The sequence below is a fragment of the Methylobacterium sp. C33D genome, from assembly GCF_053345825.1.
Map to the genome: position 1 here is coordinate 1 of NZ_JBKFAV010000006.1, position 25,609 is coordinate 25,609.

Here is a 25,609-nt window from a genome sequence, read left to right on the forward strand (position 1 = left end):
CCATCAGGTCGCGGACGTCCTCGCCCGTGATGCCCGCCGTGGTCGCCACGTAGCTCATCGCTTCCCGATCGCAGCAATCGAGCGCGAAGGCGACCCGCACACGCTCACCGTTCTCTGCTGCGATCTCCAGCCCGTCCGAGCACCAGCGCGTGTTGCGCGTGGCCACCGCCACCTTGCCCTCGTGACGGCGCGTCTCGGCTCCGCCCACATGTCGCTGCAGCAGGAGACCGTGCACCTTCATGACCCGGTAGACCCGCTTGGCGTTCGGTGCAGGCCGACCGTCCCGCTCGGCCTGCCGGCGCAGAAGGGCATGGACGCGCCGATAGCCGTAGGTCGGCAGATCGGCGATGAGCGCCTGGATCGCGCCGAGCAACGCGGCGTCGGGTGCAGGCGGACGGCCGCGTCGGCCCCTGGGCTTCCAGGCGGGGGAGGCCTGCCTGGACGAGGCGAGGTGCGGGCGTGACACGCTCAAAGCTGCGGCCACAGCGCTCACCGGCCGTCCTCCGGCCACGAGGTCACGCGCGAGGGCAACTTTTTGGGGGCGACGACCCGCTCCATCGCCTCGCGCAGGATCTCGGTCTCGAGCGTCTTCTTGCCCAGGAGCCGCTGCAGTTCGCGGATCTGCTGCTGGGCAGCCCGCAGCTCGGAGGCTGGCACCACCTCTTCACCGGCACCGGCGGCCGTGAACGCGCCGCGCTCCATCAGCCGACGCCACGTGAACAGCTGGTTGGCGTTCAGCCCGTGGCGGCGGGCGACGAGCGAGACGGACTGACCGGGCAGATAGGTCTCCTCGACGAGGCGCACCTTCTCCTGCGTGGTCCAATGCCGACGCCGCTGGACGGAGGTGATCACCTCGACGCGTTCGGCGCGGGGCGGGTCGTTAGAACTCACCATACGGTCGGTCATAGGCACACACTTCCATAAGCGTGAGCCCCTGTCCGGTCATTTTGGGGGCTACTTCATTGACCTCGTCGTTGCTGCGACTGACGAGATGCTGCAGCTCATCGAAGATGATGGTGCGAACGCCCTGCGTCGCCACGTAGAGCCGGATGCGGGACATGCGCTCGCCCAGGGTCCCTTGCGTCGGTCCCGGATCCCCGAGGGCGGTGAGCGTGGCGGCGGCGATGTCGAGGATGCCGGTCTTGGCCGGCACCGGCACGTAGAGGACCGGGCATGAGCGCCCTGCCCCGTCCGTCTTGGTGGGTTGGTTCAGCGCGCAGAACAGCTTGATGGCCGTGGTCTTGCCGGCACGCGTGGGCGCGGAGAGCGTCAGGAACGTCTGTTCGGCCGATCCACCCGACGACGCGAGGATATGGTCGAGCTGATCCATGATCGCGTCGATGCGGTCGTTGAGCACCACGACCCCCTTAATGCGCTTGTGGCGCTCCGCCATCGAGAGGATCCGCGCCGTGCGCGGGGCCCTGTGCGCACGGAGCGCCTCGATGTCGATATCGATGTGTGCCGGCACTACGTTTCTCCTTCAGACGCGTGTGAGCGACGGGGCCCGTGAAGCCGCCAAGCGTGCCCGCAGCCGTTCCGCCGCGGTCAGGCCATCGTCGGTGGCGTCCGACGGCTCGGGGACGGAGCGGACCGATTCCGACGGTGCCGGCTTGGGCGGCGCGGTCCGCGGGCTTGCGGGAACCGCGTTGACGGGGACGGTGGGCTTCCCGGACTTGGCCTTCCGCTCGGACACGGCCTTGCGGGCCGCGCGGGCCGGCCGAGGCGCCTCCCTTACAGCCTCTATGGGCGACGCGACCGGGTCGGGCCCCGTCTCCACATCCTGGTCATCCTCCAGCTCGGCGAAGTCGTGATTGATCCAGGGATCCTCGTCGACGTCGAGGATGCGGTTCAGGACGGTGAACGGAAGCGGTCCGGTTCCCTCGCCACCGATCCCGAGGCCACGGGCCGCTCGATTGCGAGCGGCCACTTTGCCCTTGGCGCGCGCGCGTTCCGTGAAGGCGTCGCGGATCGCCTTCTTGGCGACGAGCGCCTTCTCCCGGTCGGCGAGATCGTAGTTCTCCTCACGCATCCAGGCGAGCACGTTGCGTCGCTCCCAAACGGTCATGGCGGCGAGTTCGGGGTCGCGGGCGACAAGCCGCCGGCGCTGGCCCGTGGTTGGGTCGCGCACGATGACCGAGGATAGGTCCGCCGGGTCGACGAAGATCCGGACTCGGACCGTGCCTTTTCCGACATTGTCGAGCATGTCGAAGACGTGCTTCGTGTGCGAATAGCGCAAGCCCAGGAAGAGCACGCCTTGACGCGACAGGGTGCGCACGAACGAGAAGCCGAGCACGTCGAGATCCGAGGCACGCCGCGGCGCGTCCGGCCTACGAGCGAGCAGACCCTCGTCGTAGACATCGCCCGGTTTGCGCCCGATGCCCGTGTGGACCTTCCGCGGGTAGACGCAGACGAGCCAGCGATGGAGATGCCGGTCGAGATCCTCGTACTCCAGCTCGGCCTCGTCCGCGGGGTCTCGGTCCTCGGACTGCCTTCGCTTCCGGGCGTCGCGGGTTGCGCCCGGCATGAGGTCGACGAAGTCGGTGTTGAACGTCCGGTTGGTCCTCTCCATGATCCCTTTCCACTGAGGGTTCTTGCGAGGACACCAGACGACTTCGATCCCGAGCTCGGCGCACGCGCGCTCGAAAGAGCCGCCCGTGAATTCCAATGCCCGGTCGCACACGATCTTCGACGGAAGTCCCATGGCACGCCACGGGCGCTCCAGGTCCGGATACGTCTCGGAAACCTGCAGCTTGGGTCGGATCGCGTTCTTCAAGGCCGCCGAAACGGAATGGATGCTCGGCGGGATGAAGCTGATGAATGCCCCTACGATTAGGCGACTGAAGGCATCGACGACCAACGTGACCCAGGGCCGTCCCAGCACCGCCTTCCTCTGTCCGTTGATGACGAGGTGTCCATCGAGGCGCGTGTGGTCGATGTACCAGACCTGGTTGATCCTCTTCGCCTTCGGCGCCTTCAAGACCGGCTTGAAGATCGAGTCCGCCGCTTTCCGTCCCGAGCGGGCGCGTGTGGTTTCGTAGCCCTCATGGCGCATGAGCCGCCGCAGGACCGTCGTGGCGTGAGGCGCGATCAGGAAGCCGAGCTTGCTTCGCTCGGCCTTGGCCAGCGCGTTGTAGGAGACGTCGTCGATGCCGAGCGCTGCGGCATGCGCACGGTTGCGCGACGCGATCTCGCCTCCGACCGCCTCGGCGATCTCCTTCGGACCGAGCTGGCGTTTGAGCTTGAAGAACTCGTCGATCGTTTCTTCGACGACGAGGTCAACCTCGTCGTCGAGCCAGTCGGTGCGGCCCTTGCGCTCATGGCGAGAGCGCATGTAACGGGCAAGGCGCTTGCTGGGCGTTCCACGCTCGGCGAGCCACGTCCTGATCGTCTTCCAACTCGGCGGCGCCGGGTCGCGGATCGCTCCGGAGACCGACTTGATCAGCGGAGCCATGCCCTTCGCGCTCTTGGAAGGTTGGGTGTCGTCCGCGGCGACGCAGTATTTGAAACGGCGATAGCTGTCCCATCCATCCTTTGCCACGGACGGATCGATGGCGCGCTCGATGGACGCCACGAAACGCTGCGGGAGCTTATCGAGACCCTCGTCGTCGATGACGATCTGTTCCGCCTCGAAGGCGGTCCAGAACTCGGCGGACGTCAGCGTCTCGGGCCGGCCGCTCTCCACGTCCTCCAGGACGATGGCCTCGCCGTCGCGGGTCTCGCGGCGCACGGTGTGCACGCGCCCGTGAAACAGGATCTCCGTCCGGTCCCGGCGGGTGGCGGGGAACGGGAAGGTCAGCGCGGCATTCGGCGAGCGGGAAGGCATATCGTTCACGCTCAGGGCCGGAATCGGCCACGGAGCCGCACGCCCGTGTCCGGCGTCACTGGACCCGTCATGTCGATGAGGATGGATCGGGGCCGGAGGGCCAGGGAGACCACGGCACGGACCGGGTCGGGATGACGCTGGACCGCGGCCGCCGCGCGCGCGAGGGTCGTCGGGCCGCCCGCCTCCAAGAGGTTCGTGACCGCGCGAACGTCGAGCGGGTCGATGTAGGTGCGGCCTAGGTCCGCCACGTCTTCCGCGGCGGCCATCCAATCCTCACCCGGCAGTTGCTCGTAGCCGAGGATCCTGAACGGAATTCCCCGGGCGGCGTAAATCTCCTTCACGCGGAGGAGCTTGCGCCGCAGCTTCGCGTTCCTCCGCAACATGCGAGCCGGCTTCGCCTCGACGATCTCAGCCGGCGCACGCCGCAGGACCTCGAAGTCCGGCGTGTACGATGCGATCTTGCCGTCGAGAGGGAACAGTAGCGTGAGGGGCTGCGAGCGGTAGTCGACGACGCGCGGGTCCGCCTCGAAGACGATGCGCCAAGCGAGTTCAAGGCCGCCGGTCGTGTAGATGGGCCGGCTCGTCTTCCAGGACGGGTACATCCGCACCTCCATGGTCGGATGGAGCCGCAGGACGTCGCGCATCGGTCCGCCGTCGCTGCGGCGGATCTCATGGACGTCCGCTTCCAGCATCGTGTCGATGTGATCGTCCATGGCGGCTCCTGGAATTCAGCGGTCTCTTTCGGCGCAGGACCGTGGCGCGCCGGCCGTGGATTGAGGTGGCCGACCGCCCGCGCACGGGCGGTCGCGTCAGATCGTTGCGGCGCTTGTCTTACGCCCGGGCCTAGGCCCTCAGGCTTCACGCCCGGCCGCGGACCGACCTGCCGCCGCATCCCGAGGGGGTGAGTGAGAGCATGATCGGGCGGCGGGTCGATCAGCCGGCGGGGCCTGCGGCCTCGGCCGCGTCGCGGGCCGCACGCCACTCCCGCGTGGCCGCGACCGCGTCCTCCGGAGTGACGAGTGCGGCGCCGTTGGCGTCGCGACCGGCGGCACCGCGCTTGATGGCGGCGCCGATCGACCGCGCGATGGCCGAGAAGCTCTGCTGCACCCGCTGCCTGTCGGGCCCGGCAGGCGACTGGGCATAGACGGCGGTTCCCCGCTCGGCGAGCCACCCGCGCATCGCGTCGGCCTGCCAAAGGATGGCGTGGTCCACGATGACGGCGGCGGCTGCCCGGCAGGTCCACTGCGGCCCGAGCCCGTCGGCGTCGGCAGGGCCGTCGCCGAGGAGCATCATGAGATCGCCGACGGTCGGCGAACCCCGGTACAGGCCCAGTGCGGCCGGATGGTCGTCGGCGTCGAGCGCCACCGCCATCCATAGGGGCAGGGTAACCTCTCCCCCCGCGAGAGCGGTTTTGTGCACCGTGCCGACGACGAGGCAGAGGTCGGGGCCCTCGCCTGGGCGACGGATGCCGCAGTCGCTAGATCGCTGGTTCATGTTGGCTCCTCATGAGGAGCCACGCCAAAATCCGAGGGTAGAACTTGCCATGCCTGCGAAAGGCTGGCATAAGGGTGATTCGGACCGGATTCGGGCGTGGTTCTCCAGGCTCGGTTGGGTGCCGCCAGCGCAGGCCGTCGAAAAACCTGTGCGCTGGCGGCGGGACGATCCGAAACGGGCGCGCGGTCTAGCAGGACCGCGCGTCCCCATTCGGCGCGACGCGCGTCGTCCAAACGACACGGCCACGAAAGACCATCATCCAGTTTTCATGATCGCTCGTCAAGCGATACATGTTATGGCGCAGTCGTGCCCATTCCTTTGGATGGTCATCGTGTCCCTAGAGCGTGGAAGCGGCTCTCCCTAACCAAAGGATTACTTATCCTATTCTTGAAGGATCGGATGGACGATCCTTGGTGCCTACGGGGCGCCGCTCGAAGGATAGGCGAAGCGGACCTTGGTCCTGAAGATCCGACCGGACACAATCGTCAGGGCGATTTCGCCTTGCCGCACCTGGGGTTATGCTCCGAAAGAGACGCCATCCCATGTGCCTGGGCGCGTCGCCGGCCCTATCATTCACCGCGGCGGCCGACGAACGCGGTGCGCATGGACGACGATCCTTGCCACCCGTCGAGGAAGCGACCGAGGTGTGGCCGTTCGTGGCGCTCCCGCCGCAGGAATTCCATGACGCCGCGCACGGCCTCGTCGTGCGCGAAGGCGTTCATGCGGCCGCTCAGGTGCTGATGGCGAAGGTAGACGCCGTACAGGTTCAGCACGTCAGTCTCGCAATAATTCCGCACCCGGCCGATCTCGCCCCGCGCGATCATGTCGGAAACCTGCGAACCATGCTCGCCGGCCTTACCGGGAAGGCCTACCAACGCGCAGGCCTCCTCCAGAGTGAGGCGGGACGAGGCTCCGTAGGTGGACATCACGTCCATCACGTCCGCATGCCATTCCCCCGAGTACCGGGTGCCGTAGCCCGACCACCGCGTACCCTGACCGAACCATTTCGGTGCGGCGACGCCATGCAGCATGGAGCGGTGGAGCAGCGCGGGGAGGTCGAACGTCCGCCCGTTCCACGAGATGCACCTGAAGTCCCGCGACGAGAAAAACTTCCAGAAGGCGCGCAGGAGGCGAGCCTCGTCCCAGCCTTCCTCGCCTCCGCTGCGGCAATCGACGAACCGGTACGCCTCCTGGCCGCTCGCGGCGTCACGCAGGATGTCGGCCTCGACAAACGAGATGGCGACGATCCTGTGCCAAGCGACCTTCGGGAACTTGTCGACAGGCCAGTCTTCGGGAAGCAAGGTCTCGTCGGGCGTCGTCTCGATGTCGACGACGAGCAACGCCTCCGGCTCCGGCGCGGTCTCGGTCCAGCGCGGGACCGGCTTGCGCCCCGATCCCATGGCAACCGCTCCGGCGCTCGTCGCCGGGACGGAGCGCGGCGTCTGGGAAAGGTGACCGCGCCGAGCATGGGACCGCGGCGCGCTTTCATCGGACCTCATCGGCTATCTCCGGGGTGCTCTGGTTCAGACGACGATCGTGCGGCAGGGGTCGAATCCCGCCGTCGGGTCACGGGCGTAGGGGTTGCTGACCACGCGGGTGCGCCCGATCCGCACGTCACAGGCAGCGGGCACCTGACCATGCACCCATGCGACCGGTGCGCCCCAGGCCTCCATCACGCCGTCGAGGTCGGACACGTGCCAGCAGACGCGCCACGGATCGAGGATCGGCCGGGCGAGCGTCGGCGGCAGGCAAGACCGCGATGGCGGATAGGCGGTGACGACCACCGCGCGGTCGCCGCCGCGGATCCCGGCGATGACCGGATCGGGCACGTGGCCGTAGCCGCCGGCGATCACGGAAGAGAGCGCGTCTTCGATGAAGGCGCGCGACCGGTGATGACCGCCCGCCGCGTCGTGCGGATAGAACGGAACGCCGGGCGCGCTCGTCGCCAGGGCCCTGACCGACCAGCGGTGTCGGGCGTGAGCCCGTGCTTGCCGCTCGTTGGCCGCACCGTCGACGGCAAAGCTCGGCCACAGCGTCGCACCGAGGACATGAACGCCGCAGGAGGTCGGGTGCCCGAGACGGACGGAGGCATCGTGAAGGAGCGCGATCCCCAGGCTCCGCGCGAGCGGCACGGCCTCGGCGAGCGCCTCCGCGACCGGAACGCCGTCGAGGAACTCGGCCGGCCCCGGAATGAGAACGACCGGCCGGCCGCGCCGATGCCCGTCGAGCGCCTGGGCCAGCCAGCGCACCGACCGGCAGAGGCCGGGACCGATGCCGCCGGCGACGATGACGGCGTCGAAGTCGGGCGGCGCTTCGGGCAGGTCGAAAGGTCCGAGATCGACCCGGAGATCCGACAGGATCCAAAGCCGCATCGGGACGGGCCCGGACGGTTCCGGCCGGGCGGAAACAGCGCCGGGCCCGATACCGGAACCGACCAGTGCGCCCGGGGTGGGCGCCTCGACCCGGATGGGGGGATCGGGGACGTGGAGCGTCAAGCATGTCCTCCTTGCGCGGCACGGTTGTGGTCCGCCTCGGCGATCAGCGTCCGCAGAGCGTCGCCCGACACCACGCGCGTTGCGACCAACAGCTCGGCGACCGCCTCGACGGTGGCGCGGTTCGCCTCCACGAGAGCCAGCGCCTCGCCGCTCAGCCGGGCGAGGTCCCGCTCGACCGCTTCGAGGAGCCCAGGTTGGAGCGTCAGCCCGACAGCGACTTCGTGGGGGGCCCCGCGGTATGCCAAGCCCTCGCCCAGCCCGAGCGAACCGTGGTTGCCGGCGAGCAGGGTCGTGACACGCGCGAGATCGGAGCGGCTGTCGCCGCCCGCGCCCGCGCTCGGTTCCCCGAGAAACAGGATCTCCGCTGCGCGCCCGGACAAAAGCGCGACCGCGAGGCGCTCGATCTCCGCGCGGGTCGGAGAGGGCCCGAGGCGGATCTCCGCTGACGTCGCTCCGACCGAGTCCCGGCGCGGGACGAGATCGACCTGCGCGACATGTGCGGCGCCGGTCCGCTCGAACGCCACGCCATGCCCCGCCTCATGGAACGCGCTCCGACGTCGGTCCGCGGGGCTGCCCTTGTCCGGCGGCGCCACGCGCTCGAACAGATCGGCCGCTCGGAGGGGCCGGCCGGCGGCGCGGGCGGCCGCGCGCGCCTCCAATACCCATCCTGCAACCTGTGCGCCGGTGGCGCCCAGGGCGAGGTCGCCGAGCGACTTCAGATCGACGTCGGGCAGCTCGCCGTCGTCGAGGTGCTGCCGGAGGATCGTCGCCAGGTCCGAGGCCGAGGGAGCCTTGATCTCGATCACCCGCCCCAGCCTGCCCGGTCGGATCAAGGCGGGATCGAGCTTGCCGCCGTGGTTCGTCGCCGCGATGATGCAGACCGCCGGCGCCCCCGGTGTATTCAGTGCGTCGAACGCCAGCAGGATGCTGGTGCACAGAGGCGTCCACCATTCGCGCGCCCGGTCGTCCATTAGGGTTCTGTTGGGAATACTATCCGCTTCATCTAGGAATAAAATGCTAGGAGCGGCGGCGCAGGCGCTGGAGTACGCGGCGTCCCAGGCTCGCAGCACGCCGCCAAGATACCCGTCGGACGAGCTGAACCAGGACCCGACCGAGGTCGCCACGAGCGGCAACCCCGCGGTCTTGGCGAGGGAGCGGACGAAGGTCGACTTGCCGAGCCCGGGGGCCGAGCTCAGGCAGACGTGGCGGTCGATTTGCTGGAACGCGGGGGCCCCGGTGGCGCGCCAGGTCGCGAGATCGCCGAGGAGGCGGTCGCCCCAGGCGCGGGCCTCGCCGAAGCCAGCCAGGGTTCCGAAGTCGGGCGCCGCCTCGACGCCCGGGTCGGCCGAGACCTTCGAACGCGCCGCCGCGGCGAGGCGCACGACGCAGGCCCGGGCGGTCGGACCGCGCACGGCGGCGGCGACCTCGTAGTAACTCAGTCCGCGCGCGATCCCGGGCGGCAGCTTCGGACGCTGCCCCGTGGCAGCCTGGACGACCCGCGCGATCACGACGTCGGTCGCGCCCGGGAGCCGGATGTGCAGGTCCGCCGCGGCGACGAGGGCCGAGGGCAGGTACCGCCCGGGCGATTGCGAGACCCCGAGCACCCTGTCCCCGCGCGCGAGCCTGTCGGCTACCTGGCCGTTGCCACGGTCGGGTCGGTCCTCGCTCTTCGAGGAGCCGCTGCGCGCCACGACGTGACCCCACTCGGCCAGGCGCGCGCACGCCTCGCGGATCGGCTCGACCCAGTCCGCGGCCGGGACCTCGACCACGAGGGCGAAGGTCGGATCGGAGGCGATGCGGCGGCGCTGCGCGGGAGAAAGCGCAGATTCGAGGGCGAAGGCCGCCAGCGTCTCGGTCGCGGCACGTCGCTCGTCGGCGGCGACGTCCCCGGTCTCCGCCTCGTTCAGGTCGTCGCGCAGGAAGGTGAGGTGGGCCATGCTCGCCTGGGTCAGGAGGGTTGGGTCGAAGTTCGGCGCCGGATGGCGGCGCGGGTCGGTTCGCGAGACGCATCGGACCGGGCGCGGCCTATGACGACACCTCGACGACGCAGCCCGGATCGAAGGCGAAGTTCTCGCCGTCGTAACCGTGGGGGTTGCACAGGATCCGGGTGGGGCCGATCCGATGGTCACGGCTGGCGTGGACGTGGCCGTGAAGCCAGAGGCTCGGACGGCCCGCGGCGATGAGGTCGGCGAGGTCGCTCCCGAAGGCCGGGTTCAGGACGCTGCCGGCGAAGGCCGGGTCGAGCGAGGCGCGGGCCGGCGCGTGGTGCGTGATCACCACGTGCGGTCGCGCCCGCGCTTCCGGCGGGTCCCGCTCGACGAGCGCTCGTTCCAGGAAGGCGCGGGTCTTGGCGTGCAGGGCCGCGGCGTCCCCCGGCCGGAAGGTTTTCCATCCGGGGCTTCGGGTGGTCGCCACGCACCGGTGGTCGTTGAGCCCCGCCTGCGCGGCCGCCATGGCCCGGCGTCGGTTGCCCACCCCGTCGAGCGCGTAGTCGGTCCAGAGCGTCCCCCCGGAGAAGGCGAGGCCTCCGATCTCGACGGTATCGTCGTCAAGCAGGGTTACGCCGTGTCGCTCCGCGGCACGGCGTCCGAGGATGCGCTCCTCGTCCATCGCCGAGCCGTAGAATTCGTGGTTCCCCGGCACGAACAGCACCGGCATGCTCGGTCGGATCGCCTGCGCCAGCCAGAGTATGGTCGTTGCCATGCCCTGCCCGACGTCGCCTGCGACGACGGCCACGTCTGCCTCGGGAATGCGCCCCGGCGTCCAGGGCGACCGCGAAAGGTCGCGGTGCAAGTCGCTGAAGATCCAGATCCGCACGTGATCGCCTCCTTGGGTTCCGGCATGGTCTCGACGGTCGTGGTGCCGCGTCGCTCACCGTCGCGGCGAGGGCCGGCCTTCAACTCGGCTGGGACGACCGCCCGTAGGGCTGCCGCAACCCAGGCCGGCGCGGACGTGGGCTAGGACGACCCGGGCCGCCGCGTCCCCCGTCCAAGCGGCGACGAGCACCGCCGAGAGCGCGATGTCGGCGACGGCGGGATCCGGTGCAGCGCCCCGGGTGAGGTCGAGCGTCACGGCGATGGCCGCCGCGGCCTCGCCCCGCCTGGCCGCGGGCCAGGACCTGTGGTGCAGGCAGACACCGGTGGCGAGGGCACGGCGGACCTCGCGGATTGATTCGACCCCGATGTCCGGGAAAGGCGTCACGCGCCAAAGTTCGAGCGGGTGGCATCGCCGGATCGGCGCGCGGTCCGTGGCGATGCTCAGTCCGTGGTGATGGGTGTCGTCGCTGGCGCTCATGCGGCCCCCGGGCTCGTGACGGGCAAGACGTTCCCGTCGCCGCGCGCCGAGGCGCGCGGGCGGGTTCGTCGAACGGCATCTCGGAGGCTCAGTGCCGGTCGAGGCGCTCGGCGGCATCGGGCTGACCTAGGTTAAAATACCTAGACAGTGTCCGCGCCCAGCGGCGGCCATCCGAGGCGTAGAGGTCGCTGGTGGTGATGCGGCGGCCGTCGGGAAAATTGGGATGCCCGTACACTTCGCCGGTGAGCACCCTGACCGACCGGCTCGCGAACCGCCAACGCTCCAGCCGCGGGGCGCCGCGCAGGTCCTCCGGCATGGGCTTGACCTGGTCGCGGATGCCCTGGAGCTCGTCGGCGAGGTCGCGCAACCGGTCGCCGGCCTCGCGTTCGTCCGGGGCGCGCGCCTGCTCGGCGTCGACGCCGAGGGAGGCGGCGTAGGCGGCGGGATCGACCGCGTCGGCGCGGGGGTCCGCCGCGGCGGCCCGCAGGGCGGCCAGCAGCATCACCGAGGCCGCGAGGCTGCGGCTCGTCCGGTCGCCCTCGGCGATGCGTTCGGCCTCGGCGCGACCGAAGGCCGGTACGACCATGGGCAGGGTGCGGACGAAGCCACGACCGGGCGGGAGCGCGTCGTGCCCGCGCATGCGACGGCCGAAGGCGTCCGCCGCGGACGCCCCACCGCTTCGACTGCAGCCGAGGAGCCAGGGCGTGCGGACCAAATCGAGCCCGAAATCCTCCGACGGCTCCATGCCGGCGAGCGCCATGGCCGCGGCATGCTCGTCGAAGGGGGTCGGGCCGACCGGCAGCACCGGCGCCTCGATGCGTGCCCTCAGCCCGAGGTCGGCCATGCAAACCGCAGGCAGGTCGAGGATGGTATCCTCCCCGGCGGCCAAAGCCTCGGCGGCGATGGCGCCCGCCTCGCCGGCGTCGCGCGCCGCGCGTTCGCTGACGGTGAGCCCCTCTTCCGTGATCGCCCGCCGCGGCAACGGGGCCTCCTCGGGAAGCCGGACGCGCAGGAGGGTGACGGGCTGGCCGAGGATGCCGTAGGCATCGGCGAGGAGGAGAGCGGCGTAGGCGGCGTAGGTCCGGCCGGCGGTGCCGAAAAAGGCTGCGATCAAGGGCGATCTCCATGACCGAGTCCGGCCGCGGGCACGCCCGGTGAAGAAGTTCACCGAGCGAGCATGGCCGGACGTGTTGCGATTGATTTGCGAATCTTAAGGCAAAAGAGCGGAAAAGAACAGCATATTCTGCTCGAAATCAAGTCTGTTCGTCACTTGATGGTTAATATGACTGGTGCGTCGATGTATTGGTCCGCGTTAAATACCTAAGTACAGGCACGTACAGGCCGGCGCGCGCCGCATGCCGTCTCCCGGCGTTTCCGTCGGCCGGATCGGGTCCGGCGAGCGACGCGCCGTAGTGCATCACACGTAACATCACAGGTTATGCGCCCTCGGTGGACTCGCCGACGACGCCCCGCTCTGGGCACCCCGAGCCGTACCGCTCCGCGCGGAGGCATCGCGTCCGGAGCCACGACGCCGCGATGGACCTCGCCTCGGGGCCGGATGTCGACCCCGAGCCGGTCAGGCGTCGTCGCCCCCGGCTCCGCGACGTGGCGACAGGCCGACGAGGGCGCACGGATCCTCGTCCCAATCGTCGAAGCCGGGATCGAGCAGACCGACCCCGTCGGCCGACAGGGCGTAGAACGCCTCGTAGGGGTTCGTCATGGGGCGCGGAACGGCCTGGGGCGCCCGGACGCGGGGGATCCCGGTCCGCGGGCGTGTCACCCCGGCGCGCGCGCGCCGGGCGCTTCCCGAGCGGCCGGGACGGCCGGACCCCGGGCTGGCGAAGCGTGGCCGCCGGGCGGGCGCGGCGCAGTTCCGTTTGGTGTGGGTGCTCATCGGTCCGGTCCTTCCATCACGCGCGCAGGCGGGCGGGTTGCGTGGCGCGGGGCCTGGCGAAAGCCGGCGCCGAGCGGGTTTTGGGGGCGCGCGCCGAAGACGGCGACGCGTTCCCGAACGGGGCGGCCGGGGAAGCCGGGTCGCCCAGCACCGCGGCACAATCGATGAGGCGTTCGCGCAGGTCGCCGTCCCCGTCCGTGGCCGCCGACTCCATGAGTGCGGCCAGATCACCTGCCTCGAAGCGCTCGGCATGCGGGTCGGCGGACACTGCCAGTAGCGTGGCCGCGAGCGCGACCGCCACGTACCGCGATTTGTCGTCTAGGTCGCCCGCGAGCACGCGCATCTGTTCCAGCGGGGAGAGCCGCGGAAACCGGAGCGGCAGCACGCGCGGCGCCTTCCGCCAAGCCGGGTATCCGGGTTCGTCGTCGCAGCGCAGGTGCCACGCTCCCGACGCGTTCGCGGACAGGGCCTGGGCCGCCGTCAGCCGGCAGGCCGTGGCCACGAGCCGCACGCGCCCCGGACCGTCCGGGTCGCCCTGACCGAGCAGATCAGCGGGAAGGACCGCGACGACGTCGCCGACAGGCCGGCTGGTTACGCTGGAAACGACGGACGCCGCGTCATGCGGCGAGGGGCAGAGCAGGTCGAAAGACCCCGCGAAGCGAGTCAAGCCACAGGCCTGCGTGCCGTTGGCGGCGACGGCGATCACCGTCGGGCGAGCACCGGTGGCCGCCAGGCCGCCGGCCACGAGTGCCGCGGCCAGCAGGCCGGTGCGGTCGTTGGAATAGATGGTCGCGATCACGGCGTCCTCCTGCAGGCCGTTGCATCGATGGAATCCTGCCACGTGTATTTCCATAATTCAAGAAATAAGGAATTAGTTGGTTACTGGATCCCTGTCCTTATGGGGCGAGCGGAGTAGACGCTCCCTCGTTGGGAGCGTTGGGACAAGGGGTCGTACCGACCGGCCGCAACGTGGAGTGGCTTCGCCCCTGGCGATGGAGCAGCGGGCCCGCATGCGTCCTCGACGAAGGACAACCCCGTGACCGACGACGCCGTCCACCGCTCATTCCATTGTTCTGGAAATACCGATTGCGAGGGTCTCTTGCCTAGGCCATAGCGGGCCGATGGACATTGAATCGGCAGCCCGGCAACTCGAAGCTCTCGGTAACCCGACGCGCCTGAAGGTGTATCGGGAACTCGCCCGCTCGGACCATTCCGGCCTGTCGGTCGGCGTCCTCCAGCAACGCGTGGGCATCCCGGCGTCGACGCTGTCGCATCACCTGCAACGCTTGATGCAAGCCGGGCTGGCCGTCCAGGAGCGTCAAGCCACGACCCTGATATGCCGTGCGGTTCACCCGGCGATGCGCAGTCTCGTCGATTTTCTGGCGGAGGGATGCGGCACGGAATGAGGTGATGGCAACGTGCGCGAACCAGCTTCGGACGCGTTTGTGATGCGCCAGTCCCCGGTCTCGCCGCAGCGCCGCACCCCGCGTCGACTACCGGCCGGGGTTCAAGGGTCGCAGACGATGCGGTCGAGGCGGGAGGTTGGGCGTAGCAACGGTATCCTGGCTTGCCACGCAGGCGCCGGCGTGACCATCAGACCTTGAGGAGGCGTAGCGCGTTCGCCGTCACCAAGACGGTCGCGCCGGTGTCGGCCAGGATGGCCGGCCAGAGGCCGGTGATGCCGGCGATGGTCGTCACCAGGAACACCGCCTTCAGGCCGAGCGCGATGGCGACGTTCTGGCGGATGTTGCCCAGGGTCGCCCTCGACAGCGAGACCAGCGCGGCGACGTCGCCGACGCGGTCGTTCAGCACCGCCGCGTCCGCCGTCTCCAGGGCCGCGTCGGTGCCGCCGCCCATCGCGATGCCGACGCTTGCGGCGGCGAGGGCCGGCGCGTCGTTGATGCCGTCGCCGACCATGGCGACCGGGCCCATCTCCTTCAAGGCCGCGATCTCGGCGAGCTTGTCCTGGGGCAGGAGCTCGGCCTTCACGTCGAGGCCGAGCTCGGACGCGACCGCCCCGCCCGTGCGCCGATTGTCGCCGGTCAGCATCACGCTGCGCACGCCGAGCTTCCGCAGGGCCGAGATGCCGGCCGCCGCGTCGGAGCGGGGCTCGTCCCGGACCGCGATGGCACCTAGGGCCTCGGCGCCGCGGACGACGATGACCACCGTCTTGCCACCGGTTTCTAGCTCCGCGACCGCGCGCTCGGCCTCGGGACCGAGCCGCGCGCGCTCGGCGGCGTGGCGTGGCGCGGCGACGAGCACCGTCTGCCCCATGACCGTGGCCTGAACCGCCTTGCCGGGGATGGCGCGGGCGTCCCGCGTCGGCCGCAGCGGCACCCCGTCCGCGCTCGCCCGGTCGAGGATGGCCCGGGCGATGGGGTGGCTGCTTCCGCTCTCGACCGCGGCGGCCAACCCGAGAAGCGAGCGCTCCGACGCGTCCGGGGCGAAGACCAGGATGTCCGAGACCTGCGGACGCCCCGCCGTCAGCGTCCCGGTCTTGTCGAACGCGACCGTGCGCACCCGCCCGACGATCTCCAGCGCGGCGCCGCCCTTCACGAGCAGCCCGCGCCGCGCACCGGCGGCCAGTCCCGAGGCGATGGCGGCCGGTGTCGAGAGCACCAGCGCGCAGGGGCAGGCGATGAGGAGAAGCGCCAGGCCTCGGTAGATCCAGGTGCCCCAGTCGGCGCCGAACAGCGGCGGCACGACGGCGACCGCGGCCGCGAACGCGAACGCGACGGGCGTGTAGACCGCGCTGAACCGGTCGATGAAGCGTGCCGTCGGCGACTTGGACGCCTGCGCCTCCTCGACGAGGTGCAGGATGCGGGCGACCGTGTTGTCGGCCGCCGTCTTGGAGACCCGAACCTGGAGCGCGCCGTCGGCGTTGACGCTGCCGGCGTAGACCGGGTCGCCGGCCTCCTTGGGCTTCGGGACCGACTCGCCGGTGATGGGGGCCTCGTCGAGGCTCGACGCGCCGTCGGTGATGACGCCGTCGGCGGGCACGCGGTCGCCCGGCCTGACCACGACGACCTGCCCGATCGCCAGCGACGCCGCGGGCACCTCGCGGATGGTGCCATCGCCTTCGTCGACGAGACGCGCGGTCCTCGGAACCAGGGCGGCGAGCGCCTTGATCCCGGCCCGCGCCCGGCCCGCCGCCACGACCTCCAGCATCTCGCCGACCGTGAACAGCAGCACGACGATGGCGGCCTCCTCGGCGGCGTGGATGGCGAGCGCCCCCGCGGTCGCGACCGACATCAGCATCTCGATGGAGAAGGGGGTTCCGGCGAACGCCGCCACGGCCGCGCGACGGCCGTAATAGGCGAGCCCGACGAGCGCCCCCGGCCAGTAGGCGTACTCGCCCGCCAGGCCCGGCGCGATCCGCTCGACGAGGAAGCCGGCGGCGAACAGGGCGCCGATCAGGATGCCCAGCAGCGCCTTCCGGCTCCGCCAGAGCGGCGGCTCGGACTCCTCCGCGAGCTCGGCGGGCGGGGCGGCGCCCGAGGCTTGCGCCATGGCCAGGTCCGCGGCCGTGGGAAGCGGCGCGACGCCGTAGCCCAGGCGCTCGATGCGCCCCTCCAACTCGGCCCTCGGCGTCGCGGCCTCGTCGAGCGCGAGGTCGAGGACCTGGCTGCCGTAGTTCACGCGCACGTCAGCGACGCCCGGCAACCGGGAGACGGCGGTCTCGATCTTCCCGGCGCAGGTCGGGCAGTCCATGCCCTTGACCCTGTAGCGTAGGGCCTCCGTGCCGTTCGTTGGCAAGGATGTGCGGTCCGCGCCGGCGGCCTGGTTCATGGTGCGCTCCGTTCGCCCGGATCCTGATCCGGACTGTGAAGGCACCCTACATGCACCCTGTAGTGGCTACAGGGTCAAGGCCGTGCGCACCGCCTCTTCCATGACCATCGGCAGCCTCGCGGAGGCCACTCAGACCCGTGTCGAGACGGTCCGGTGGTACGAGAAGGTCGGGTTGCTGCGCCCGCCGGCGCGCTCGCGCGGGAACTACCGGCTCTATGGACATGAGCACCTGCGCCGGCTGAGCTTCATCCGCCGCGGCCGCGCCCTGGGCTTCACCGTGGAGCAGATCCGGGACCTGCTCGCCCTGGCGGACGACCGGGATCGCTCCTGCGGCGAGGTCGACACCATCGCCCGCGCCCATCTCGCAGACGTGGAGCGCAAGCTGGCCGACCTGACCCGGCTCGCCTCGGAACTGCGCGAAGTCATCGGCCAGTGCGGCTGCGGGTCGGTCGCGGATTGCCGCATCATCGAGGCCCTGTCGCCGTTGGGTGAACCCGCGTGAAGGACTTGGGCGAGGGTTGTGCGCGCGACGCAGGGCGTCCTCAGCTACCAGCTCTCGAACAGCCTCTTGGCAGCCAGCCCGCAGCACGCGACTGCGACGTTGGCCTCGAAGGCCCAACGGGCTTACGCGCGGATGGCGGGCATGACGCGGCGCCGGAGCCCGGCATTCCTCCTCTCCGGACCCAGCGTTCCTTCACCACTGTCTCGCCTTCCCATAAACCCGCGGCCTTTGACGACCGCGACGTGGCGGCATTGCCACGCGGTGGAGCCGGCCGCGGGCGATGCCGGCCTACATCCGCTCCTTGATGCCGGAGCCGACGAGCCACCAGTTCACCGGGTAGCTCGTCAGGAATCCCGCAACCATGGCGGCCTGCATGGCGAACCAGAACTCGACCGAGTTCACTGGGGCCGCCTGCCCGGCGAGGTGCGGGTACAACCAGAACTGAACCAGCGCCATGAGGCCGTACATGCCGACCTGCCAAGCGACCAGCGAGGCGGTGTCCGCCTTCACCGCCGCCAGAAGCCCCTGGCCGGGCGACAGGCCGCGCATCGGCACGATGGCGTAATACTGGAATGCGATCCCGAGCGCATAGGCGAAGACGAAGTCCAGCACCCAGACCGCGTACATCTTCTCGTCGAACAGGGAGTGCCAGCCGAACCAGACCGCCACCGCCGGCACCAGGAAGGCGAGCCATTCGGCCGCGACGTCGCCCAGCATGCAGCCGCTGCCGCAGTGTAGCGCCCCCTTGCCGACCATCACCGGGAACGGCGTGCCGGTCATGTTCGGCGGCTTCTCGCCCCGCTCCTTGGCGTGGTGGTGCGCCTCCATCGTCGCGAGACGGCCGTAGCGGTAGTACGCCCAGACGACGACGAGCGTTCCGAACAGGGCGCTGACCGGCCACACGAGGTTCATCACCGTCATGTGCTGCGGGTGGCGGATCACCTGCACCGACAGCAGAGCCGAGCACGCCGCCCCCAGCAGCAGGGCGCAGACGGACAGGACGTGGAACCACTCCGGGAACATGCGGCATCCTTTCGGGAATGCCGGTGCAACATACCCCCTAGGGGTAAAGTTCCCGGGCGCGGCGCAACCCTCCCATTCCGCCCGGGACGGATCAGCGCGGCGGGTCCCAGGAGTACGGGAAGCTCAGGGAGTGCTGCAGGCCGGCCGTGACCCGGAAGTCCTGGCTCCGGTCGCCGCCGAAGCCGACGCCGACCGCCCCGACCAGCACCGTCTGCGGCGTCGCCATGTAGCGCGCGCCGATCTCGGCCAGGTTGACCGCCCGGCCGCGTTCCCGGTCGGTCTCGCGGTAGACGTCGGCGACCAGCACGACGGAGTTCGAGACCGGCTGGCTGTAGGCGACGCCGACCCGGTAGCGGTCGCGCCGCTCGGCCTCGCGGCCGGTGGTCGGGTCGTAGTTGTGGAACCACGACGCGTTGAAGTGCACCTGTCGCGGGACGTAGGAATACGGCGACAATCCCTCCGGATCGGGGGTGCCGAGCGACTTGGTCGCCAGGAACTTGAGTTCGGTCTCCGTGCCGCCGGCCATCCGGCCGTAGAGCGTGTTCACCCCGAGCGCGACCGCCATGGCGGGCAGGACCAGCCCCTCCTGGTTGAAGTTGTAGAACCCCTGCGCCCGGAACTCGCCCTGGTCGGTGTCGCTCGCGTTGCCGAGCCGGTACGGGGCCTCGACCGAGAGCTGGAAGTTCTTGAACGCGCCCCATTCCAGGCGCGGCACCGCCATCAGGCTGCTGGCGCCGCGCGGGTCGTTCCGGATGCGGTTGTACTGGAAGTAGGACTGAACTTCGAGGCCGTTCTCCTTGATCGGGTAGGCGTCCTCGATGGTGATGGGCAGCCCCTCCTCCAGGTTGGTGTGGTCGGCGGCGAGCGCCGGGCCGGCCGTGAGGGCGAGGAAGGCCGCGAGGGCGGCGCGCGTGCTCGTCGACATCGGGCGTCTCCTCAGCGGGCGGCGACGCGGGCCGGGCCGAGGCTCGGCTCGACGGTCATGTCGATGGGGGCGACGTCGGGCATGTGGGCAGCCTTGGCCTTCCAGGCTTGGACCATGCGCTCGACCATCATGGCCGGGACTTCGCCCGGCTCGGTCGACCCGGGCATCGCCATCATGCCGGGCGCGACCTGCATCAGGGCGTCGTGGAGCGATCCAGGCACCTCGCCGGGCTCGATGCCGAGACGCCCATTCATCATCATCTGCCGCATGACGGCGGCCCGCAGCGCCTTGGACAGGCCGCCCGGGTACATCATCGGCAGCATCTCCATGAGCATGTCCATCATGATCATGCCCATGGCGCCCTGGGGCGAGCGCACCCAGGCGGGATAGGTCCTCGGGTCGAAATCCGGATGCGGCTCGCGGAACTTGCGGGTGTAGGCCTCGTCGCCGGGCTGGTAGCCCATGGCCTCGATGACCCGGTACATCTCGGCCCGCTTTTCCTCGACCGACCAGCCCTTGTAGGCGAGGATCGAGTAGGCGATGCCGTGCAGCATGTGCAGGTTGTCGAAGATGTTCGCGCTCTCCGGGCTCATCCGGGCGTAGCGCGGCATGATCTCGCGCGAGAGCAGCATGCGGCCGGGCCGGTCCGGCATGACCTCGCGGTACATCAGGTCGATGGTCTGGGCCATGGCGACCTCCTGGTCGCGGTTGCCCGAGATCATCTGCGTCTCGTAGGCGGCCGGGTGCCACCAGTGGGCGACGTAGAACAGTCCCTGGTCGAGCGGATAGAAGTTCCGGAAGTAGTTGAAGTAGGGCTTCATCATGATGCCGGCCCGCCGCATGGTCAGCTCCAGCGGGGCGACGCTGCGGGGCACGCCCGGCGTCTGCATCGTGAGGTAGTATTTGACCGCGCGGTCGGTCCACGCCTTCTTCTCGGCCCACGGGATCTCGCGGAACGCCATCACGTCGTAGGTCTGCTCGTGATGCATGTGCGTCCAGTCGATGGTCCGGAACAGCGTGTGCATCGCCCGGTCGACGTAGTTCGAGTAGTACGGCATCTCCGGCTCGATCGCCGGCGGGTCCCGCAGCCACTCCTGGGCCTCCCGGTCGAAGCGGGCGTCGACCGCGGCGTGGTCTTCGAACCGGGTGAGCTGCAGCAGGTCGTGCTGCTTCGAGTGAAAGAAGTGCATCCCGGCGCCGATGCGGTAGGCCTTGTTGAGCCGGTAGTAGAAGGCGAGGTTGTAGGGTCCCCTCAGGAAGCTGACCTCGTTGCGCTGCTCGATGCCGCCCAGGGCTCGCGCGGCGGTGCAGCCCAAGGGCGAAGCGGCCGCCGCCGCGAGCGCCCCAGCCAGGAAGCTTCGCCGTCCGATCATGCCACCCTCCTCGATTTATACCCCCAATGGGTATTTTCCCGGGGACGCGGCGGATAGGGGGCAATGACCCCGAACCTCGGGATACGCCACGTTTGCGACCGACCGTGGCAGATCCGTCACGTGCCGGAAGGATGGACAGGCCGGGCGGGACCAACCATGTGGGCGGCATGGCCGAGCCTCGGCCTTGACCGCCGTGAAGGGAGACCAGCCTTGCACCCGATCCACCACACGGTCCTGTTGACCGACGGCTTCGCGCAGACTGTCGACCTTCGGCAGGTGGCGAAGATCGCTGGCGGCACCCTGGTGAAGGGCGGGCCCCTGCCTACTACGACCATCACCATGGCCGACGGCACCGTTTACGAGTGCGCCTTCCTGATGCTGGGCCCGGTCGTCACAGCCATGCAGGCGCACGGCCTGGCCTGAGCGCCGCCCGAGGGCTGGTTCCAGACCGTCACACCACCTTTGCGACCAGTCTGCTCATCTCGTCGGCGAGCCGGCGGCGCTCCTCCTCGGGTAGGGTCCCGGTGAGCGCGGCGTGCACGAGCGCCTGCATGTGGTCGCGCAACATATCGGACTGCACTCGCCGAAGGGCCGCGATGACGGCGTCGGCCTGGTGGGCGACGTCGACGCAGTAGCGCCCATTCTCGATCATCTGCTGCAGGCCGCGGACCTGCCCCTCGATGCGGCGCAGCCGGGCGATCTGGCGGGTATGGTCCACGGCCACGCCGCCGTGCCTGTCGTCCGGTTCGCTCATCTCGGGCCCGTGTTGCGACTGCCAAGATAGGCGCTCGGGCGCGCCGCCGGAACCCCGCGGTGCGCATTCAGGGCAGGGACAGCCCGTCCTCCGCCGCCGCCTCGACGAAGGCGAGCGCGTCCGTGCGGCGTTCGCCCTCGTCCAGGTACAAAGACGGCACGTCGGGCGTGCGGCGCAGGCGCAGCGCCTCGTCGATGATCCGCCGCCAGCGTTCGTCGAGAGCGATCAGGCCGTATAGACCGGCCTCGGACTTCGAGGCTATGCGCCGGAGCGCGAGCAGGTAGTGCAGCCGGCAGGCGCCGAGCACGGCCTCGTCGACCGCGACCGTGTCGGCCGAGTCCCGCAGGGCGCCGAACGCCTCGGCCGCCCACCCGTCGACCCCGGGCACGTCCAGCCAGCCCGGCGGCGGACCCCGGAGGGTCAGCCCGTGCTCGGCGAGGGCGAGCCTGTCCACCGGCCGGCGCCTGTGCCCGGACAGCGGCTCGAAGCGGCCGACCCGGACCGCCGGGCCCTCGGCCTCCGGTCCATGTCGGTCCGCCGCGGCGACGTAGATCCCGTCGAGGGTGGGCCCGCCCATCGAGCCGAGACCCTCGTGCAGGTCCGCGAGCCGATCCAGCGCCTCGGCCCCCGGGGGCCAGGCGACGACGGCGACGAAGTCGAGGTCGCACCGTCCCGGCACGAAGTCGTCCAGCGCCGCGGAACCGACCACGTGGAAGCCCGAGACGAGGCCCGGCAGCGCCGCGTCGACCGCCGTCAGGTACCGCCCCGCCGCCGCCGCGGCGAGCGGGTGCATCACGGCCATCGCGTCCACGAGCTCGGTCACGCGGTCCGTCTCACAACCGGACGGCCCGCAGGCGCAAGGCGTTGCCGATCACGCTCACCGACGACAGGGCCATGGCGGCCGCCGCGATGACGGGGGACAGCAGGATGCCGAGGAACGGGTAGAGGATGCCCGCCGCCACCGGCACGCCGGCCGCGTTGTAGATGAAGGCGAAGAACAGGTTCTGGCGGATGTTGCCCATCACCGACCGCGACAGGCGCCGCGCCCGCACGATGCCGAGAAGGTCGCCCTTGAGCAGCGTCAGGCCCGCGCTCTCGATGGCCACGTCCGTGCCGGTGCCCATCGCGATGCCCACGTCGGCCGCAGCGAGTGCCGGGGCATCGTTCACGCCGTCCCCGGCCATCGCGACCACCTGCCCCGCGGCCTTGTGGCGCTCGACCACGGCGGCCTTCTGGTCGGGCAACACCTCCGCCTCGATCTCGTCGATGCCGAGCCGACGCGCCACCGCCTCGGCGGTGGTGCGGTTGTCGCCGGTCAGCATCACCACCCGGATGCCCTCCGCCCGGAGCGCCGCGAGCGCCTCGGCCGTCGTCGCCTTGACCGGGTCGGCGATGGCGATGACGCCGGCCACGCGTCCATCGACCGCGGCGAAGATCGCGGTGGCGCCGTCGCGCCGCAGCGTGTCGGCCTCGGCCGCCTGGGCGGACACATCCACGCCCTGCTCGCGCAGGAAGGCCGCGTTGCCAAGCGCCACGCGGCGGCCCTCGACGGTGCCGAGCGCCCCCTTGCCGGTCGGGCTGTCGAAGTTCTCGACGGACGCGGTCGCGATGCCGCGTTCGCCGGCCGCCTTCACGATGGCCATGGCCAGCGGATGCTCGCTCGCGCGCTCGACGCTCGCCGAGAGGCGCAGCACGGTGGCCTCGTCGAAGCCGGCCGCCGTCACCACCCGCGTCACCGCCGGCTTGCCCTCCGTCAGCGTGCCGGTCTTGTCGACCACCAACGTGGTGACCTTCTCCATGCGCTCCAGGGCCTCGGCGTTCTTGACGAGGACCCCGGCCCCGGCGCCGCGGCCGACACCGACCATGATCGACATCGGCGTCGCCAGGCCGAGCGCGCAGGGGCAGGCGATGATCAGCACCGCCACCGCGGCCAACACGGCGAAGGTGAATCGGGGCTCCGGCCCGAACGCCATCCAGGCGGCGAAGGCGAGGACGGCCACGCCGATGACCGCCGGCACGAACCAGCCCGCGACCTGGTCGGCGAGGCGCTGGATCGGAGCACGCGAACGCTGGGCCTCGGCGACCATCTGGACGATGCGCGCCAGCATGGTGTCGCGTCCGACCCTCGTCGCCTCGACGACGAGCGAGCCGGACTGGTTCAGGCTGCCGCCGATGACGGGGGCGCCGGCCTCCTTGGTGACCGGCATCGATTCCCCCGTCACGAGGCTCTCGTCCACGGAGCTGCGGCCCTCCACCACCGCACCGTCGACAGGGACCTTCTCGCCGGGGCGCACGCGCAGCCGGTCGCCGATGGCGATGGCATCGAGTTGCACCTCCTCGTCCTCGCCGTCGGGACGCAGGCGGCGGGCGGTCTTCGGCGTTAGGTCGAGGAGCGCCCGCAGCGCGCCGCCTGTGCTCTCGCGGGCGCGCAGCTCCAAGACCTGCCCGAGGAGGACGAGCACGGTGATGACCGCCGCCGCCTCGAAGTAGGCCGGCACCGCCCCGCCGTGCCCGCGCAGCGCCACCGGGAACAGCCCGGGGGCGAGCGTCGCGACCACGCTGTAGAGGTAGGCCGTGCCCGTCCCGAGGGCGACCAGGGTGAACATGTTCAGGTTCCGGGACAGGACCGAGTGCCAGGCCCGGACGAAGAAGGGCCAGCCGGACCAGAGCACGACCGGGGTGGCGAGCGCGAACTGGATCCAGTTGGAGGTCTGTTGGCCGAGACGCTCCGTCAGGCCGAACAGGTGCCCGCCCATCTCCAGAACGAACACCGGCACGGTCAGGACCAGCCCGACCCAGAACCGGCGCGTCATGTCGATGAGTTCCCCGCTCGGGCCGTCGTCGGCGCCGACCATCGCCGGCTCCAAGGCCATTCCGCAGATGGGGCATGCGCCGGGTCCGACCTGCCGGACTTCCGGGTGCATCGGGCAGGTGTAGATCGTGCCCTCGGGCACCGGCTCGGCTTTCGCGGCAGCCTGGGCTGGATCGACGTAGCGGACCGGGTCGGCCTCGAACTTGGTGCGGCAGCCGTTCGAGCAGAAGTAGTACGGGTGCCCGTCGTGCTCGGCCCGGTGCTTGGTCGCGTGCGGATCGACCGTCATCCCGCAGACCGGGTCCTTCACGCGGTACGCACCCGCGTCGTTCGCCGCGGCGCCGGCATGGGGTTCGCGGTCGTGGCGATGCCCAGGACCATGGCCGTGCGCGACGTGGTCGTGGCCTGCGGAGCAGGCGTGGCCTGTCGGGGCCGGATGGTGTTCCTGTGGGGCGTCGCTCATGATCGATCCCTTCGCGTGGGCCGAGGGGCCGCGCCGAGCCGCGGGCGGCTGGCGCACCCCAGCGGCTTATCGGTTGCGTTCCTTCTTGGCGTTATTGTCGAGCCAGGCGACGAGCTCCTTGACGCTCTTCTCCTGCTCCTCGATGGTCTTCTCGGCGAGGCGCCTGCCCTCGGCGTTGTCGAGGCCCTTCAGCGCGGCCCGGGTCATGTCGATGGCGCCCTGGTGGTGCGGGATCATGGCGCACACCCAGGCGACGTCGGGGTCCCCCGCCATCATCCCTTGCATCATCGGGCCGTTCATCGCCATCATGGCCTGCCGCAGGCCCTTCTGGGTCTCGGTCATCTCGCCACCCATGCCCTGCATGGCCTGGGACATGTGCCCCTGCACGTCCTTCAGCTGGGCGTCCTTGCCGGCGGCGGCCGCCTTGCAGGCCTCCGGCAGCTTCACGGCGGACTTCATGGACCCGTGATCGTGGTCGCCCGCCGGGGCCGTTCCGGCGCCCGCGAGCGCCAGGGCCGCGGCGAGGATCAGGGTACGAACGAGCATGATCGCCTCCTCTCCTTGGGGTTGAGGGGCGGCCTCGACCGGCCGCCCCGGGTCGGTCAGGCGGCCATCTTCCGGCAGCTCTCGGCGCAGCGACGGCACTGCTCGACGCAGGGCTGCATGTCGCCGACCTGCTCGCAGCTGCGAGCGCAATCCTCGCAAACGTCGGCGCACTCCGCGCAGGTATGCTTGTGGTGCGAGGTCCCGAGCAGCATGAAGTGCGCCGAGGTCCTGCAGATCTCGGCGCAGGCCAGCATCAGCCGGAAATGCTCCGGCGCGACGTGCTTGCCGCCGGCCGGAAGGCAGTGGTTCGAGGCCATGCCGAGGCAGGTCTGATAGCAACGCAGGCACTCGTCGATGCAGGACTGCATCTCGCTCGACATTCTATGCATCTGATACCTCCTGTTACAAAACTTTTCGAAGTT

26 protein-coding genes are annotated in these 25,609 nt (G+C 70.3%); 3 read left to right on the forward strand and 23 right to left on the reverse strand.

The window, feature by feature from the left end; genetic code table 11:
• The 14 genes from ACLBXO_RS05590 to ACLBXO_RS05655 all read right to left on the reverse strand — a co-directional run.
• Positions 1 to 373, reverse strand: a 373-nt coding sequence (locus ACLBXO_RS05590) for an IS3 family transposase (RefSeq protein ID WP_447684727.1), incomplete at its 3' end; no start/stop codon positions are given.
• A 116-nt stretch (positions 374 to 489) separates the two neighbouring features.
• Entirely contained in the window at positions 490 to 906 is a 417-nt protein-coding gene (locus ACLBXO_RS05595) for a transposase (RefSeq protein WP_083500570.1), read from the reverse strand.
• On the reverse strand, positions 881 to 1,468 hold the full coding sequence (locus ACLBXO_RS05600; protein ID WP_447684728.1) for a TniB family NTP-binding protein: 588 nt from the start codon (positions 1,466 to 1,468) through the stop codon (positions 881 to 883). Before ACLBXO_RS05600 ends, ACLBXO_RS05595 begins: the two co-directional genes overlap by 26 nt.
• Positions 1,469 to 1,480: 12 nt before the next feature.
• Positions 1,481 to 3,823, reverse strand: coding sequence for a DDE-type integrase/transposase/recombinase (locus tag ACLBXO_RS05605; RefSeq protein ID WP_447684868.1), 2,343 nt, complete (start codon positions 3,821 to 3,823; stop codon positions 1,481 to 1,483).
• Positions 3,824 to 3,834: 11 nt separating this feature from the next.
• Positions 3,835 to 4,536, reverse strand: a complete 702-nt coding sequence (locus ACLBXO_RS05610; RefSeq protein ID WP_447684729.1) for a TnsA endonuclease N-terminal domain-containing protein — start codon at positions 4,534 to 4,536, stop codon at positions 3,835 to 3,837.
• Positions 4,537 to 4,756: 220 nt separating this feature from the next.
• A complete protein-coding gene (locus ACLBXO_RS05615; RefSeq protein WP_447684730.1) occupies positions 4,757 to 5,317 on the reverse strand; it encodes a hypothetical protein in 561 nt (186 codons plus the stop codon).
• Positions 5,318 to 5,886: 569 nt separating this feature from the next.
• Positions 5,887 to 6,717 carry a 3'-5' exonuclease gene (locus ACLBXO_RS05620; protein ID WP_447684731.1) on the reverse strand — a complete coding sequence of 277 codons (831 nt, stop codon included), beginning with the start codon at positions 6,715 to 6,717 and terminating at the stop codon, positions 5,887 to 5,889.
• 123 nt (positions 6,718 to 6,840) lie between these two features.
• Positions 6,841 to 7,566, reverse strand: a complete 726-nt coding sequence (locus ACLBXO_RS05625) for a hypothetical protein (protein ID WP_447684732.1) — start codon at positions 7,564 to 7,566, stop codon at positions 6,841 to 6,843.
• Positions 7,567 to 7,808: 242 nt separating this feature from the next.
• Positions 7,809 to 9,749: an AAA family ATPase gene (locus ACLBXO_RS05630; protein ID WP_447684733.1), complete on the reverse strand. Its 1,941-nt coding sequence runs from the start codon at positions 9,747 to 9,749 to the stop codon at positions 7,809 to 7,811.
• A gap of 88 nt (positions 9,750 to 9,837) precedes the next feature.
• Positions 9,838 to 10,629: a metallophosphoesterase gene (locus ACLBXO_RS05635; protein WP_447684734.1), complete on the reverse strand. Its 792-nt coding sequence runs from the start codon at positions 10,627 to 10,629 to the stop codon at positions 9,838 to 9,840.
• Between the two features lie 54 nt (positions 10,630 to 10,683).
• The gene (locus ACLBXO_RS05640; protein WP_447684735.1) at positions 10,684 to 11,106 is read right to left on the reverse strand and encodes a hypothetical protein; all 423 of its coding nucleotides are present in this window, start codon (positions 11,104 to 11,106) and stop codon (positions 10,684 to 10,686) included.
• An 88-nt stretch (positions 11,107 to 11,194) separates the two neighbouring features.
• Positions 11,195 to 12,220, reverse strand: coding sequence for a hypothetical protein (locus ACLBXO_RS05645; protein ID WP_447684736.1), 1,026 nt, complete (start codon positions 12,218 to 12,220; stop codon positions 11,195 to 11,197).
• Positions 12,221 to 12,682: 462 nt separating this feature from the next.
• Positions 12,683 to 12,826 carry a hypothetical protein gene (locus ACLBXO_RS05650; protein WP_447684737.1) on the reverse strand — a complete coding sequence of 48 codons (144 nt, stop codon included), beginning with the start codon at positions 12,824 to 12,826 and terminating at the stop codon, positions 12,683 to 12,685.
• Between the two features lie 190 nt (positions 12,827 to 13,016).
• Positions 13,017 to 13,799 carry a hypothetical protein gene (locus ACLBXO_RS05655; protein WP_447684738.1) on the reverse strand — a complete coding sequence of 261 codons (783 nt, stop codon included), beginning with the start codon at positions 13,797 to 13,799 and terminating at the stop codon, positions 13,017 to 13,019.
• Positions 13,800 to 14,121: 322 nt separating this feature from the next.
• On the opposite strand from ACLBXO_RS05655, the gene ACLBXO_RS05660 reads away from it, so the two are divergent.
• Positions 14,122 to 14,406 carry an ArsR/SmtB family transcription factor gene (locus ACLBXO_RS05660; protein WP_447684739.1) on the forward strand — a complete coding sequence of 95 codons (285 nt, stop codon included), beginning with the start codon at positions 14,122 to 14,124 and terminating at the stop codon, positions 14,404 to 14,406.
• A 187-nt stretch (positions 14,407 to 14,593) separates the two neighbouring features.
• On the opposite strand, the gene ACLBXO_RS05665 is transcribed toward ACLBXO_RS05660, so the two are convergent.
• The gene (locus tag ACLBXO_RS05665) at positions 14,594 to 16,789 is read right to left on the reverse strand and encodes a heavy metal translocating P-type ATPase (RefSeq protein WP_447684740.1); all 2,196 of its coding nucleotides are present in this window, start codon (positions 16,787 to 16,789) and stop codon (positions 14,594 to 14,596) included.
• A 100-nt stretch (positions 16,790 to 16,889) separates the two neighbouring features.
• On the opposite strand from ACLBXO_RS05665, the gene ACLBXO_RS05670 reads away from it, so the two are divergent.
• A complete protein-coding gene (locus tag ACLBXO_RS05670) occupies positions 16,890 to 17,291 on the forward strand; it encodes a MerR family transcriptional regulator (RefSeq protein WP_447684869.1) in 402 nt (133 codons plus the stop codon).
• A gap of 288 nt (positions 17,292 to 17,579) precedes the next feature.
• On the opposite strand, the gene ACLBXO_RS05675 is transcribed toward ACLBXO_RS05670, so the two are convergent.
• The 3 genes from ACLBXO_RS05675 to ACLBXO_RS05685 all read right to left on the reverse strand — a co-directional run bounded on the left by ACLBXO_RS05675 (position 17,580) and on the right by ACLBXO_RS05685 (position 20,612).
• A complete protein-coding gene (locus tag ACLBXO_RS05675; protein ID WP_447684741.1) occupies positions 17,580 to 18,314 on the reverse strand; it encodes a DUF4396 domain-containing protein in 735 nt (244 codons plus the stop codon).
• A gap of 91 nt (positions 18,315 to 18,405) precedes the next feature.
• A complete protein-coding gene (locus ACLBXO_RS05680; RefSeq protein WP_447684742.1) occupies positions 18,406 to 19,239 on the reverse strand; it encodes a hypothetical protein in 834 nt (277 codons plus the stop codon).
• A gap of 11 nt (positions 19,240 to 19,250) precedes the next feature.
• Positions 19,251 to 20,612 (reverse strand): hypothetical protein, encoded by a 1,362-nt coding sequence (locus ACLBXO_RS05685; protein ID WP_447684743.1) that lies wholly within the window; start codon positions 20,610 to 20,612, stop codon positions 19,251 to 19,253.
• A gap of 276 nt (positions 20,613 to 20,888) precedes the next feature.
• On the opposite strand from ACLBXO_RS05685, the gene ACLBXO_RS05690 reads away from it, so the two are divergent.
• Positions 20,889 to 21,035 (forward strand): hypothetical protein, encoded by a 147-nt coding sequence (locus ACLBXO_RS05690; protein ID WP_447684744.1) that lies wholly within the window; start codon positions 20,889 to 20,891, stop codon positions 21,033 to 21,035.
• Positions 21,036 to 21,063: 28 nt separating this feature from the next.
• Here the strand turns inward: ACLBXO_RS05690 and ACLBXO_RS05695 are convergent, their stop codons facing one another.
• The 5 genes from ACLBXO_RS05695 to ACLBXO_RS05715 form a co-directional block, all read right to left on the reverse strand.
• Positions 21,064 to 21,366 carry a metal-sensitive transcriptional regulator gene (locus ACLBXO_RS05695; protein ID WP_447684745.1) on the reverse strand — a complete coding sequence of 101 codons (303 nt, stop codon included), beginning with the start codon at positions 21,364 to 21,366 and terminating at the stop codon, positions 21,064 to 21,066.
• 67 nt (positions 21,367 to 21,433) lie between these two features.
• The gene (locus ACLBXO_RS05700) at positions 21,434 to 22,189 is read right to left on the reverse strand and encodes an aminoglycoside adenylyltransferase domain-containing protein (RefSeq protein WP_447684746.1); all 756 of its coding nucleotides are present in this window, start codon (positions 22,187 to 22,189) and stop codon (positions 21,434 to 21,436) included.
• Between the two features lie 10 nt (positions 22,190 to 22,199).
• Positions 22,200 to 24,641: a heavy metal translocating P-type ATPase gene (locus ACLBXO_RS05705; protein ID WP_447684747.1), complete on the reverse strand. Its 2,442-nt coding sequence runs from the start codon at positions 24,639 to 24,641 to the stop codon at positions 22,200 to 22,202.
• A gap of 66 nt (positions 24,642 to 24,707) precedes the next feature.
• Entirely contained in the window at positions 24,708 to 25,187 is a 480-nt protein-coding gene (locus tag ACLBXO_RS05710; RefSeq protein WP_447684748.1) for a DUF305 domain-containing protein, read from the reverse strand.
• 56 nt (positions 25,188 to 25,243) lie between these two features.
• Positions 25,244 to 25,576, reverse strand: coding sequence for a four-helix bundle copper-binding protein (locus ACLBXO_RS05715; RefSeq protein WP_447684749.1), 333 nt, complete (start codon positions 25,574 to 25,576; stop codon positions 25,244 to 25,246).
• Positions 25,577 to 25,609: the final 33 nt, after the last annotated feature.

Excerpts from the sequence above, each read along its gene's own strand:
- ACLBXO_RS05660 (WP_447684739.1), top strand. The coding sequence starts at position 14,122 with ATGGACATTGAATCGGCAGCCCGGCAACTCGAAGCTCTCGGTAACCCG.
- ACLBXO_RS05640 (WP_447684735.1), bottom strand. The coding sequence starts at position 11,106 with ATGAGCGCCAGCGACGACACCCATCACCACGGACTGAGCATCGCCACG.
- ACLBXO_RS05680 (WP_447684742.1), bottom strand. The coding sequence starts at position 19,239 with ATGTCGACGAGCACGCGCGCCGCCCTCGCGGCCTTCCTCGCCCTCACG.
- ACLBXO_RS05695 (WP_447684745.1), bottom strand. The coding sequence starts at position 21,366 with ATGAGCGAACCGGACGACAGGCACGGCGGCGTGGCCGTGGACCATACC.
- ACLBXO_RS05620 (WP_447684731.1), bottom strand. The coding sequence starts at position 6,717 with ATGGGATCGGGGCGCAAGCCGGTCCCGCGCTGGACCGAGACCGCGCCG.
- ACLBXO_RS05705 (WP_447684747.1), bottom strand. The coding sequence starts at position 24,641 with ATGAGCGACGCCCCACAGGAACACCATCCGGCCCCGACAGGCCACGCC.
- ACLBXO_RS05605 (WP_447684868.1), bottom strand. The coding sequence starts at position 3,823 with ATGCCTTCCCGCTCGCCGAATGCCGCGCTGACCTTCCCGTTCCCCGCC.
- ACLBXO_RS05665 (WP_447684740.1), bottom strand. The coding sequence starts at position 16,789 with ATGAACCAGGCCGCCGGCGCGGACCGCACATCCTTGCCAACGAACGGC.
- ACLBXO_RS05670 (WP_447684869.1), top strand. The coding sequence starts at position 16,890 with ATGACCATCGGCAGCCTCGCGGAGGCCACTCAGACCCGTGTCGAGACG.
- ACLBXO_RS05675 (WP_447684741.1), bottom strand. The coding sequence starts at position 18,314 with ATGTTCCCGGAGTGGTTCCACGTCCTGTCCGTCTGCGCCCTGCTGCTG.
- ACLBXO_RS05715 (WP_447684749.1), bottom strand. The coding sequence starts at position 25,576 with ATGCATAGAATGTCGAGCGAGATGCAGTCCTGCATCGACGAGTGCCTG.
- ACLBXO_RS05710 (WP_447684748.1), bottom strand. The coding sequence starts at position 25,187 with ATGCTCGTTCGTACCCTGATCCTCGCCGCGGCCCTGGCGCTCGCGGGC.
- ACLBXO_RS05650 (WP_447684737.1), bottom strand. The coding sequence starts at position 12,826 with ATGACGAACCCCTACGAGGCGTTCTACGCCCTGTCGGCCGACGGGGTC.
- ACLBXO_RS05615 (WP_447684730.1), bottom strand. The coding sequence starts at position 5,317 with ATGAACCAGCGATCTAGCGACTGCGGCATCCGTCGCCCAGGCGAGGGC.
- ACLBXO_RS05610 (WP_447684729.1), bottom strand. The coding sequence starts at position 4,536 with ATGGACGATCACATCGACACGATGCTGGAAGCGGACGTCCATGAGATC.
- ACLBXO_RS05630 (WP_447684733.1), bottom strand. The coding sequence starts at position 9,749 with ATGGCCCACCTCACCTTCCTGCGCGACGACCTGAACGAGGCGGAGACC.
- ACLBXO_RS05685 (WP_447684743.1), bottom strand. The coding sequence starts at position 20,612 with ATGATCGGACGGCGAAGCTTCCTGGCTGGGGCGCTCGCGGCGGCGGCC.
- ACLBXO_RS05595 (WP_083500570.1), bottom strand. The coding sequence starts at position 906 with ATGACCGACCGTATGGTGAGTTCTAACGACCCGCCCCGCGCCGAACGC.